The organism is Candidatus Collinsella stercoripullorum (assembly GCF_027669965.1).
GTDB classification, from domain to species: Bacteria; Actinomycetota; Coriobacteriia; order Coriobacteriales; family Coriobacteriaceae; genus Collinsella; species Collinsella stercoripullorum.
The window spans coordinates 76,199-88,014 of the sequence record NZ_JAQECM010000006.1 but is presented as its reverse complement, the minus strand read 5'-3'; the positions used below and the strand labels follow the sequence as shown (position 1 = coordinate 88,014).

12 protein-coding genes are annotated in these 11,816 nt (G+C 69.3%); all 12 read left to right on the top strand.

Annotation, left to right across the window (positions count from 1 at the left end):
* Positions 1 to 1,054 (top strand): RodZ domain-containing protein (locus tag PHA29_RS03100; protein ID WP_270848020.1); only part of this gene is annotated, 1,054 nt, incomplete at its 5' end.
* A 23-nt stretch (positions 1,055 to 1,077) separates the two neighbouring features.
* Positions 1,078 to 1,575, top strand: a complete 498-nt coding sequence (locus PHA29_RS03095; RefSeq protein ID WP_270848019.1) for a YajQ family cyclic di-GMP-binding protein — start codon at positions 1,078 to 1,080, stop codon at positions 1,573 to 1,575.
* A 41-nt stretch (positions 1,576 to 1,616) separates the two neighbouring features.
* On the top strand, positions 1,617 to 2,972 hold the full coding sequence (rimO, locus tag PHA29_RS03090) for a 30S ribosomal protein S12 methylthiotransferase RimO (RefSeq protein WP_270848018.1): 1,356 nt from the start codon (positions 1,617 to 1,619) through the stop codon (positions 2,970 to 2,972).
* 2 nt (positions 2,973 to 2,974) lie between these two features.
* Positions 2,975 to 3,589: a CDP-diacylglycerol--glycerol-3-phosphate 3-phosphatidyltransferase gene (pgsA, locus tag PHA29_RS03085; protein WP_270848016.1), complete on the top strand. Its 615-nt coding sequence runs from the start codon at positions 2,975 to 2,977 to the stop codon at positions 3,587 to 3,589.
* A 9-nt stretch (positions 3,590 to 3,598) separates the two neighbouring features.
* Positions 3,599 to 4,111 (top strand): CinA family protein, encoded by a 513-nt coding sequence (locus tag PHA29_RS03080; protein ID WP_270848014.1) that lies wholly within the window; start codon positions 3,599 to 3,601, stop codon positions 4,109 to 4,111.
* Positions 4,112 to 4,383: 272 nt separating this feature from the next.
* Complete coding sequence (gene recA, locus PHA29_RS03075; protein WP_270848012.1) at positions 4,384 to 5,502, top strand: recombinase RecA; 1,119 nt, start codon at positions 4,384 to 4,386, stop codon at positions 5,500 to 5,502.
* Between the two features lie 3 nt (positions 5,503 to 5,505).
* On the top strand, positions 5,506 to 6,204 hold the full coding sequence (locus PHA29_RS03070) for a regulatory protein RecX (RefSeq protein ID WP_270403380.1): 699 nt from the start codon (positions 5,506 to 5,508) through the stop codon (positions 6,202 to 6,204).
* 262 nt (positions 6,205 to 6,466) lie between these two features.
* Positions 6,467 to 8,017, top strand: coding sequence for a ribonuclease Y (rny, locus tag PHA29_RS03065; RefSeq protein WP_270573606.1), 1,551 nt, complete (start codon positions 6,467 to 6,469; stop codon positions 8,015 to 8,017).
* Between the two features lie 3 nt (positions 8,018 to 8,020).
* Positions 8,021 to 9,109, top strand: coding sequence for an ATP-binding protein (locus PHA29_RS03060; RefSeq protein ID WP_270848011.1), 1,089 nt, complete (start codon positions 8,021 to 8,023; stop codon positions 9,107 to 9,109).
* A 79-nt stretch (positions 9,110 to 9,188) separates the two neighbouring features.
* Complete coding sequence (locus tag PHA29_RS03055; protein WP_270403375.1) at positions 9,189 to 9,509, top strand: stage V sporulation protein S; 321 nt, start codon at positions 9,189 to 9,191, stop codon at positions 9,507 to 9,509.
* A gap of 3 nt (positions 9,510 to 9,512) precedes the next feature.
* A complete protein-coding gene (miaB, locus tag PHA29_RS03050) occupies positions 9,513 to 10,871 on the top strand; it encodes a tRNA (N6-isopentenyl adenosine(37)-C2)-methylthiotransferase MiaB (RefSeq protein WP_270848009.1) in 1,359 nt (452 codons plus the stop codon).
* Positions 10,868 to 11,815 carry a tRNA (adenosine(37)-N6)-dimethylallyltransferase MiaA gene (gene miaA, locus PHA29_RS03045; protein ID WP_270848007.1) on the top strand — a complete coding sequence of 316 codons (948 nt, stop codon included), beginning with the start codon at positions 10,868 to 10,870 and terminating at the stop codon, positions 11,813 to 11,815. The genes miaB and miaA overlap by 4 nt, the downstream gene beginning before the upstream one ends.
* Position 11,816: the final 1 nt, after the last annotated feature.

Here is an 11,816-nt window from a genome sequence, read left to right as displayed (position 1 = left end):
CGCCCCGGCCCCCCCCAGCTCGCGGTTCGCGCAGCGCCCGCCCCAGGCGGGCTACGTGTCCGATTCCTCATCGGGGCATGTGCCCATGCGCGTCGCCGGCAACGAGCGGCGCGCGGCCAACCTGCCCCCCGCGGGCGGGCAGCGCAGGTCCCTGCGCCCGGCGGAGGGCTACCGCCAGCGCCCGGAGGGTGCCGGCGCGCCGCGCTTGGGCGACGGCAGGACCCTCCAGATGCGGCGACCGGCCGGCGGGGGCTACCCGGAGCGCAGGCAGCGCCCCGGCTCCGCGGGCTCAGGCTACGCGGACCGGCGCGCCCGCCCCGGCTCCGCCGGGCGCGGCCGGGGGTCCTCCGCGGGGTATCGCGCGGGCTCGTCCCCGCGGCGCGCCGGAGCGGTCTCCGGCATGCTCGGCGACCCGCGGATGATGCTCGTCGCCCTCGCGGTCATCGCCCTGCTGCTCGTCATCGTCGTCTTCCTCCTGGTCCGCAGCTGCTCGGCTCCCGCGTCCTCGGGGACCGATGCGGTCCAGTCCGCCCAGGTGTCCTCGGGCTCCTCGGACTCCGGCTCCTCGTCGTCGGACTCCCCCGATGACGCGTCGTCGTCGGGTTCCTCCGCGAGCGACGCGGCCGGTTCGTCCACTGGGTCCTCCTCGGCATCCGGCAGCTCGTCAACGGACGCTTCCGGTACCTCGGCGGACGATGACGAGGCGACCCAGACCGTCGTGCGCGTGACCCTCGACGAGGGGAAGAGCTCCTGGATCGAGATCCGCGTCGACGGCGAGTACGTCTACCAGGGTCAGACCGCCGGCCCCTTCGAGCAGGAGTTCACCCCGACGCAGTCCGTCGAGATCACCGTCGACCATCCGAACGACGTCTCGGTCCTCGAGAACGGGGAGAGCGTCGACTGGGATACCAAGACCTCGGGCGTGGGGCGCGTGACCATCACGGTCCCGCAGACCGCGTCCGCGAGCGGGCAGCAGGACGCCTCGGACGGCACCGATTCGACCGATACCTCACTAAGCGCGCAGTCTTCGGACGGCTCGTCCTCCGACGAGTAGCCCGGCTGCGGGAAAGGAGCATCATGGCCAAGGATTCCAGCTTCGACGTCGTGTCCCAGGTGGACATGCAGGAGGTCGACAACGCGTACCAGCAGTGCGTGCGCGAGATCGCCCAGCGCTACGACCTCAAGGGCTCCGGCGCCTCCGTCGACCTCGCGAAGGGGGAGGGCGTCTTCACGGTGAGCGCCCCCGCCGACTTCGTCGCGCGCCAGGTCGTCGACGTCCTCGGCAGCAAGCTCATCAAGCGCGGCATCGACCTCTCCGCCGTGCGCTGGGACGCCCCGCAGGCCGCCTCCGGCGGCACCGTCCGCGTCGTCGGGAGGATCGTCCAGGGCATCGACCAGCTCACGGCCAAGCGCATCAACAAGGACGTGAAGGACACCAAGGCCAAGGTCAAGGTCACCATCGAGGCCGACAAGCTCCGCGTCTCCTCCCCGTCCAAGGACGCGCTCCAGCAGGTCATCGCCTTCCTGCGCGAGCAGGACTACGGCCAGCCGCTCCAGTTCACCAACTACCGATAGGGCCCGCCGGACGGGTCCGCGCGATCAAGGGGATCGAGGATATGTCCGAACACTTCGCCGACGCCTTCGGCGCCGTCTACTTCATCACGCTCGGGTGCGCCAAGAACGAGGTCGATACCGACCGCATGCGCTCGCTTCTGCTCGCGGCCGGGTACGAGGAGGCGCTCGATGTGGACGAGGCCGACCTCGCCATCGTGAACACCTGCTCGTTTCTGGCCTCTGCGACCGAGGAGAGCATCGAGGCGACCCTCGCGCTCGCCGAGGACGCGGCGGACGGCGTGCGCGGACTGCCCATCGTGATGTGCGGCTGCGTCCCCTCGCGCTACGGCGCCGAGCTGCCCGCCGAGCTCCCCGAGGTCGCCGCCTTCGTCCGCACGGACGAGGAGGACGGCATCGTCGGCGTCGTCGACGACCTCCTCGGTGTGTCCCGCACGGCGCCGGCTCACGTCCCGGACGTCAAGCGCACGGTCGAGGGCTCGGTCGCCTTCGTCAAGATCTCCGACGGCTGCGACCGCTTCTGCAGCTTCTGCGCGATCCCCTATATCCGCGGCCGCTACCGCAGCCGCCCGTGGACCGAGATCCGCGACGAGGTGGTCGACCTCGTCGCCGAGGGCGTCCGGGAGCTCGTGCTCATCGGCCAGGACACGGGTATCTGGGGCCGCGACCTCGACGGGACGGGGGAGGGGCCGCGCGACCTCGCGGGGCTCCTGCGCGCCGTCGCCGAGGCGGTGCGTCCCCACAAGGTCTGGGTCCGCGTCCTCTACCTCCAGCCCGAGGGCATGACCGACGACCTCATCGCCGCCATCCGCGACACGCCCGAGGTGCTCCCCTATATCGACATCCCGGTTCAGCACTGCAGCTCCCGGGTGCTCGCCGCCATGAACCGGTCCGGTTCGGAGCGCGAGCTCGAAGAGCTCTTCGACCGCCTGCGCCGCGAGATCCCGGGCATGGTCATCCGCACCACCTACCTGGTCGGATTCCCCGGCGAGACGGATGGGGAGCACGAGGCCATGCTCGCGTTCATGGACCGCATCGGGTTCGACTACACGAGCGTCTTCTCCTTCTCCCCGGAGGAGGGCACGCGCGCCGTCCGCCTGGACGGCCAGATCGACGACGAGACGAAGCGCGAGCGCACGCAGGCCGCCGTCGACCTCGCCGAGGCGCTCGGCTTCGCCGCCACCGCTGCGCGCGTGGGGCAGACCGCCGAGGTGATCGTCGACGGGATCGAGGAGACCGACGAGGGCTACGAGCTCATCGGCCACGCCTGGTTCCAGGCCCCCGACAGCGACGGCGCCGTCCATCTGGATGCCGAGGAGGCCGCCGTGGGCGACGTCCTCACGGTCGAGTTCACCGACAGCTTCTGCTACGAGCTCGTCGGCCGCGTCGTGAAGGAGTAGCCATGCCGCATTCACCTTCCCCGCGCGGGGGAATCTGGACCCCCGCCAACGTCGTCACCTGCGTGCGGATCCTGTTCATCCCGGTGTTCATGGTCCTATGCGACCTGTCCTTCCGGGGGCATGCGGAGGACCCCTCCGTCCCGCTCGCCTTCGCGGCCTTCGCGCTGTACATGCTGCTCAGCCTGACCGACAAGGTCGACGGCTACCTCGCCCGCTCGCGCGGGGAGGTCACCGACTTCGGGAAGTTCCTCGACCCGATCGCCGACAAGCTCCTCGTGTTCTCCGCGCTGCTGCTCCTCATGGACATGGGCTACGTGAACCTGTGGTTCGTCTTCGTGATCCTCGTGCGCGAGTTCCTGGTGAGCGCACTGCGCATGGTGGCGAGCGCCGCCGGGGTGGTCATCGCCGCGGACAGGCTCGGCAAGGCCAAGACCGCGGTGACGATGGTCGCCATCTGCTTCTACCTCTTTACCTTCGCCTTCGGGGCCCTGATGGGCGATGCCGCCGCCAGTATGCCGCTGCTCGTCTCCGACGCCCTGATGCTCGCCGCCGTGGTGCTCACGGTCGTCTCCGGCGCGCAGTACTTCTGGAACGGCCGCTCGGTCATCTTCTCGTAGGGGGGCGCCATGGGGTCCGAGCCTATCGATGCGCTCCTCGATCGGGAGGCCCGCCGCCTCGTCGCGGCGCTCGCCGCGCGCTCGGCGACGCTGTCCACGGCCGAATCGCTCACCGCGGGCATGGTGAGCTCCGCCGTCGCGGGCGTTCCCGGCGCATCGTCCGTCCTGCGCGGCGGCGCCGTCACCTATGTGAACGAGGTCAAGGAGCGGGTGCTCGGCGTCTCCGCGCGCTCGATCGCCGAGCACACCGAGGTCTCCCATGAGGTCGCCCGCGAGATGGCCGCGGGGTCGCGCCGGCTGTTCGGCTCCGACGTCGCGGTGAGCCTCACCGGCTACGCGGGCCCGGGCGGGGGGACGGAGGAGAACCCCGTCGGCACCGTCTACATCGGCGTGTCGTCCGCCGCGGGTACCGAGTCGTTCCGGCGGACCTTCGGCGGCGACCGTGCCCGCGTGCGCGCTGAGGCGGCGCTCGCCGCCCTCGGCCTCGCGCTCGCGCGCGTGAATTCCATGGAGATGGGGTAGGGGCGCTCCCGCGCGTCGCCCCGCGCCCTTCGCGAACCTGTCGCCCCGGTCATCGGGGACGCGTCTCGCACCGCCCGGTAGCTGCGGCATCGTTGCGCATTTCGCCGCGTTCGGATTCCGGTCGGTTGCCGCGCGGACGGCGTTCGGGTCCCGGTCGGCATCGGCGGGACGGGCGCCGGCTCCCCTCGTGTACGCTGGCCTCGACACGCCTTGACCGCGAACAGCTGTTCGGATATAGTCAGGGGAGACGAGAACCCGAGGGAGGAACCTTCATGGCTAAGAGCACCGGCGGATCGGTCCGCCAGATCCATGAGCGCACCTACGGCGAGGAGCGCGACAAGATGGTCGAGCGCACCAAGGCCGACATCGAGAAGAAGTTCGGCACGGGCGCCATCATGCGCTACGGCGACGGCGGCCCCGAGCTCGAGGTCGAGGCCATCCCCACGGGCGCGCTCGCGCTCGACGCCGCCCTCGGGATCGGCGGCGTCCCGCGCGGCCGCATCATCGAGATCTACGGCCCGGAGTCATCGGGCAAGACGACCCTCTCGCTCGAGATCCTCGCCGAGGCGCAGGCCGCCGGCGGCGTCGTCGCCTTCATCGACGCGGAGCACGCGCTCGACCCCGGGTACGCGGCGCGCATCGGCGTCGATATCGACGAGGTCCTGATCTCCCAGCCCGACACGGGCGAGCAGGCGCTCGAGATCTGCGACATGCTCGTGCGCTCCGGCGCCATCGACGTCGTGGTCATCGACTCCGTCGCGGCCCTCGTGCCCCGCGCTGAGATCGAGGGCGAGATCGGCGACTCCTCCGTCGGCCTGCAGGCGCGCCTCATGAGCCAGGCCCTGCGCAAGCTCGCCGGCTCCCTTGCCAAGTCGCGCACCACCTGCATCTTCATCAACCAGCTGCGCGAGAAGATCGGCGTCATGTTCGGCAACCCCGAGACCACGACCGGCGGCCGCGCGCTCAAGTTCTTCTCCTCCGTCCGCATCGACATCCGCCGCATCGACAGCATCAAGAACGGCACCGAGATCGTCGGCAACCGGGTCCGCTGCAAGGTCGTGAAGAACAAGGTGGCCGCCCCCTTCAAGACCGCCGAGTTCGACATCATGTACGGGACGGGCATCTCCAAGGAGGGCTCCATCCTCGACATGGGCGTCGATTACGACATCGTCAAGAAGTCCGGCGCCTGGTACACCTACGAGACCGACCGGCTCGGCCAGGGCCGCGAGGCCGCCAAGGAGTTCCTGCGCAAGAACCCCGAGCTCGCCGAGGAGATCGAGCATCGGGTGCGCGTCGCCTGCGGCCTGGAGTTCGAGGACGAGCCCACCGGCGAGGCGGTCGATCCGGGCGCGCTCGACGCGCCCTCCGCATCCGACGGGCAGAAGGGCTAGCCCGTGGGGGAGCCCGCTGTTCCCTCGTGCGCCCATGAGGTCGTGGAGATCTCGGTCGACCTTCCCGACGCCGCCGCGCGCGCCCGCGCCCAGCGCATCGGGCGCAAGGCGATGGCCGAGGTCTCCCTGTTGCTCGATTCGGGCGACCGACGGGAGATCGTCGTCCCCGCACGCGTCGGGAGGCTCCTCCAAGACGGTGCGGTCGAGCTTCCCCGCGAGGAGGACGATGCCTTCGATGCCGTGCACGCGCTCGAGGGCCGCGTCTGCTTCGCCATGCTGACCGAGATGCTGGCGCGTCGCGATCACGCGGAATCTGAGATCCGCCGCAAGCTCTCGTCCTACGGGTTCCGGGACATCGAGATCGAGGGATCCATCTCACGCGCGCGGGAGCTCAGATTCCTGAACGACGACCGCTTCGCCTCCTATTTCATCGAGGAGCGCGTACGGCGCGGGTGGGGCCGCCGCCGCATCGAGGCGGAGCTCTCCCGGCGCGGCGTCGACGCGCGCGAGGTCCCCGGCTATCCGGACGCCTTCTTCACCGAGGAGGGCGACCTCGAGCGCGCGCGGGCGCTGCTCGCCCGCAGGCGCGTGCCCGAGCAGCGTGCGTACGAGAAGCTCGTCCGGTTCCTCGTCTCCCGGGGCTTTCCGTTCGGCGTCGCCGCGGACGCGGTTCGCGAGCGCCTCTCGCAGCAGGGGGAATGAGCCCTGCGTGCCCGCGCGCGAGGGGGTCGCATGTTCTTATGTGCATTATCCACACCCGTTCGCTTCGTTTGACATAACCGCTGTGTAAACGTAGGATTAAATCGTCATTTGTTATGCGATATGCGCTCATCTCCGATGAGTTCGATAGATCAATCTCATATTCGAACTGGGTGACCGTTCCCTAGCAAATGTACGGCGCCGCTCGCTCCAGGCGGGCGGCGTTTACCGCGTTGTACCGAAATGTACTGAAGGAGAACCGAGCATGGAATTCGTAATCGGCATCGTCTGCCTCGTGGTCGGGGCCGCCGTCGCCGCCGTCGCCATGCGCAGCGCCAAGAACGGCAGCCTCCGCGAGGCGGACTCCAAGATCGAGTCCGCGCACGCCGAGGCCGAGCGCGTCATCGGCGAGGCGAAGCGCACCGCGGAGACGATGAAGAAGGAGGCCCTCCTCGAGGCCAAGGAGGAGATCATCCAGAGCAAGCAGGCCGCGGAGGCCGAGGAGAAGCAGCGCAAGCGCGAGCTGCGCACCCTCGAGAACCGCGTGATGCAGCGCGAGGAGTCGCTCGACCGTCGCAACGACGCGCTCGACAAGCGCGAGCACCAGCTGTCCAGCCAGGCCGGTCAGCTCGAGAAGCGCACCCGCGAGCTCGACGAGCTCGTCGCCCGCCAGACGAGCGAGCTCGAGCGCATCTCCGAGCTGTCGCGCGACGACGCCCACCGCGAGCTGCTCGACAAGGTCCGCGGCGAGGTGACCCATGAGGCCGCCACCATCATCCGCGAGTCCGAGCAGCAGGTCCGCGCCGAGTGCCACAAGACCGCCCAGGAGATCATCTCCCTGGCGATCCAGCGCTGCGCTGCCGACCACACCGCCGAGGTCACGGTGACCTCCGTCCACATCCCCTCCGACGACCTCAAGGGCCGCATCATCGGCCGCGAGGGCCGCAACATCCGTACCTTCGAGCAGGTGTCCGGCGTCAACCTCGTGATCGACGACACGCCCGAGACCGTGGTCCTGTCGAGCTTCGACCCGGTCCGCCGCGAGACCGCCCGCGTCGCGCTCGAGAACCTCATCGCCGACGGCCGCATCCACCCGGCGCGCATCGAGGAGATGTACCGCAAGGCCTCCGACCTCGTGCAGCAGCGCGTCCGCGAGGCCGGCGAGCAGGCTGCCTTCGACACCGGCATCCACGACCTGCACCCCGAGCTCGTCAAGACCCTCGGAGCGCTGCGCTACCGCACCTCCTTCGGTCAGAACGTCCTGCAGCACTCCATCGAGGTGTCCGAGCTGTGCGGCATCATGGCTTCCGAGCTCGGCGTCGACGTGCGGACCGCCAAGCGCGCGGGCCTGCTCCACGACCTCGGCAAGGCGATCGACCACGAGGTCGAGGGCCCGCACGCCGTCATCGGCGCGGACCTCGCCCGTCGGTACGGCGAGAAGCCGGCGATCGTCCATGCGATCGAGGCGCACCACGGCGACGTGGACCCCAACTCGGTCCTCGCCGTGCTCGTGCAGGCTGGCGACGCCATCTCCGCGTCCCGTCCCGGCGCGCGCCGCGAGTCCGCGGAGAACTACATCAAGCGCCTCGAGAAGCTCGAGGAGATCTCGAACTCGCATGACGGCGTCGAGCGCACCTACGCCATGCAGGCCGGCCGCGAGGTCCACGTCATGGTCCAGCCCGATAAGATCTCCGATGCCCAGGCGACCGTGCTCGCCCACGACATCGCGCAGCAGATCGAGAACGAGATGGAGTACCCCGGTCAGGTCCGCGTCGTGGTGATCCGCGAGAGCCGCGCGGTCGACATCGCGAAGTAACCCATGGGCGACGCAAACGAGCTCATCTCGTTCATCGCATCCATGTCCGGCGAGGGCAGCCTGCGCGTCGAGGAGAACCTCGGCGAGGGCTTCGTGCGCCTGCGCGTCTCCGAGGCCGAGCGCCGTCAGGCGAAGCACGACATCCAGCATGTCGAGGACATCGTCATCGAGATGCTGCGCAACGCCCGTGACGCCGGCGCGACCAAGATCTATCTCGCCACCGGAAAGGAGGAGGGTGTCCGCACCCTCCTCTTCCTCGATAACGGGTGCGGTATTCCCGCGGACATGTGGGAGCGCGTCTTCGACGCCCGTGTCACGTCCAAGCTCGAGTCCATGAAGATGGACCGCTGGGGCGTCCACGGGCGCGGCATGGCGCTGTTCTCCATCCGTCAGAACGCCCGCCGCGCCGAGGTCGTCTCCTCGGCGCCCGACCGCGGGTCCGCCATCATCGTCGAGGCGGACACCTCCGCGCTCGCCGAGCGGGCCGACCAGTCGACCTGGCCGGTCGCCGCGCGCGGCGAGGACGGCGTCTACGCCTGCGTGCGCGGCCCCCATAACATCGTCCGTGCGGCGGGCGAGTTCGCGCTCGAGGAGCTCCACGGGTGCGACGTCTACATCGGCTCGGCGACCGAGGTCGCGGCGACCCTGTACGCGCACGCATCCTCGTCGGTCGACGCGGGCACCCTGCTGTTCATCGACGATGCCGCCGACCTGCCCGTCGTCGACCGGCTCGGCAGCGCGGCCGACGCGGGGGACTTCATCCGCATCGCCTCCTCGATCGGCATCGACGTCTCCGAGCGCACGGCGCACCGCATCCTCGCGGGCACCATCAAGCCGCTGAGGAGCGTCGCCTCCCGGCTGCTCCGCGAGCGCGACCCGGCGGCGTCCAAGGCGCCTGCCCCCGTCGACCTCGAGCGCGACCGTCGCGGCCTGCGGATCGCGTCCGAGGACATCGAGCGGTTCTCCCGGGCGATGGAGCGCGATTTCGCCGACCTCGCCCGTCGGTACTACCTCAGCCTCTCCGGCGAGCCGCGCGTGCGCGTCACGCGCGACCGGATCACGGTGTCGTTCGACATCGGTAAGGAGGAATAGGCTTGTAGCGCGGATGACGATACGCTAAAGTCAAACTATTAGTGCTTAAACGTGGCTCACACGCAGGAGAAATGCAGCTATGGAGTTCCTGAAGGTATCGAGCAAGTCATCGCCCGCATCCGTCGCCGGCGCCATCGCCGGCATGGTGAAGGACGGCGTCCCCGTCAACATGCAGTGCGTCGGCGCGGGGGCGGTCAACCAGGCCATCAAGGCCATCGCCATCGCCCGTGGCTTCCTCATCCCGACGGGCTTCGACATCTCCTGCGCGCCGGTGTTCTCCGACATCCTCATCAACGGGGAGTCCCGGACCGCCATCAGGCTCTCCGTGTACGTTCACAGCCTGTCCGCCGGCACCGGCGGGGCGTACGATGTAACCGATGACAACCTTCGAGTCGGGTAGGGTATGCAAGCTTCCTCTCTTTCCGGTAAGACCTATTTCATCCGCACGTTCGGATGCCAGATGAACCTCCACGATTCCGAGCGTGTCAGCGGCATGCTCGATTCCTGCGGCTGCCTCGAGGTGGCCGGTCCGGAGGATGCCGATATCGTCGTCTTCATGACCTGCTGCGTCCGCGAGGCCGCGGATACGCGCCTGTACGGCCAGTGCTCCTCCTGCAAGAGCCTTCCGGCGCCCCCGGGCGGCAAGCGCGTCATCGCCGTGGGCGGATGCATCGCCCAGCGCGACGGCGCGGGCCTGCTGACCAACCTCGACAACGTCGACGTCATCTTCGGGACCCACTCCATCGCCCATGTCGCCGAGCTCATCGAGGAGGCGTTCGCCGACGGCGGCCGTCACGTGCGCTGCGAGGAGACCGATCTCGAGCCGGCCACGAGCATGCCGTGGCACCGCGCCGAGAACTACCGCGCATGGGTGCCCATCATGACGGGCTGCAACAACTTCTGCAGCTACTGCATCGTCCCCTATGTCCGCGGCCGGGAGAAGAGCCGCCCGTTCGAGCAGATCGTCGATGAGGTGCGCGGGCTCGTGCGCTCCGGCGTCCGCGAGGTCACCCTGCTCGGGCAGAACGTCAACTCCTATGGGCGCGACCTGTTCGGCGAACCCCGTTTCGCCGAGCTGCTCCGCCATGTGGGCGACACCGGCATCGAGCGCATCTTCTTCACCTCGTCGCATCCCAAGGACCTGCTCCCCGAGACGATCGACGCCATGGCCGAGGTGCCCGCCGTCATGCCCCAGCTCCATCTCGCCGTCCAGTCCGGCTCCACGCGCATCCTCAAGCTCATGAACAGGAAGTACACGCGCGAGGCCTATCTCGACCTCATCGACCGCGTTCGCGACCGCATCCCCGACATCGCGCTGTCCACCGACATCATCGTCGGGTTCCCGGGTGAGACGGAGGAGGATTTCGAGCAGACCCTCTCCCTGGCGGAGCAGGTCGGGTACGCCCAGGCGTTCACCTTCATCTACTCCAAGCGCGACGGCACGCCCGCGGCGAAGATCGACGACCCCACGCCGCGCGAGGTCATCCTCGAGCGTTTCAACCGCCTGGTCAAGGTCATCGAGGACAGCGCGTATGCGTATAACCAGGGGGCGCTCGGGCGCCGTGTGCCCGCGCTGATCGAGGGGACGTCCAAGAAGGACCCCTCGCGCCTGCTCGGCAAGAGCCCGTGGAACCAGACGGTCCACGCGCCGGTCCCCGACGGCATCGAGGCTGCGGATCTCGTCGGGAAGATCGTCGACGTCGACGTCGATGTCGCGCGGACCTGGTATCTCTCCGGTACGGTCGTCGGGTCGCCTCGATGACGGAGGACCTGCGTCGCGCTGCGACCTCGCCCGTCATCGCCGTCGTGGGGCCGACCGCATCCGGTAAGAGCGACGTCGCCGACCTGGTCGCCGAGGCCTTGGGCAGCGAGGTGGTCTCCGCCGACGCTATGCAGGTGTATCGCGGCATGGATATCGGAACGGCCAAGACGCCGGTCTCCGAGCGGCGCGTGCCTCTGCTCCTCGTGGATGTGGCGGATCCCACCGAACCGTATTCCGCTGCCCTCTACCAGCGCGACTCCCGGCGCGCGATCGACCGCCTGCGTGCGGAGGGCCGCGTCCCCGTCCTGTGCGGCGGCACCGGCCTGTACGTGCGGGCCGCCCTCGACGAGATGGAGTTCCCGCGCGGCGAGGTCGACGGGGCCGCGCGGCAGCGCTACCAGGACCTCGCCGGCAAGCTCGGTCCCGAGGGCGTCCATGCCCTGCTCGCCGAGCGCGATCCCGAGAGCGCGGTGCTCATCCACCCCCACAACGTGCGCCGGGTCGTGCGCGCGCTCGAGATGCTCGACGAGGGGGTCTCCTATGCCCGGCAGAGCGCGGGGTTCTCCGAGCCCAGGGAGCACTACCCCAGTCTGCAGTTCGCCTTCACGATGGACCGCGCGCGCCTGTACGCGCGCATCGACGCGCGGGTCGACGCCATGATGCGCGCCGGCCTGCTCGATGAGGTGCGGGGCCTGATGGACGCCGGTGCCGCCGACGCCCTGACCTCCCGCCAGGCCATCGGCTACAAGGAGCTTATCGACGCGCTCGAGGGCCGGTGCACCATTGGGGAGGCGGTCGATCTGATCAAGCTCAGGTCCCGTCGCTATGCCAAGCGGCAGCTCTCGTGGTTCAGGCGCGACCCCCGCATCACCTGGCTCGACATGGACGTCCTCGATGCCGACGGCGCCGCCCGCCTCATCGTCGACGCGCTCGATGGACGGTGAT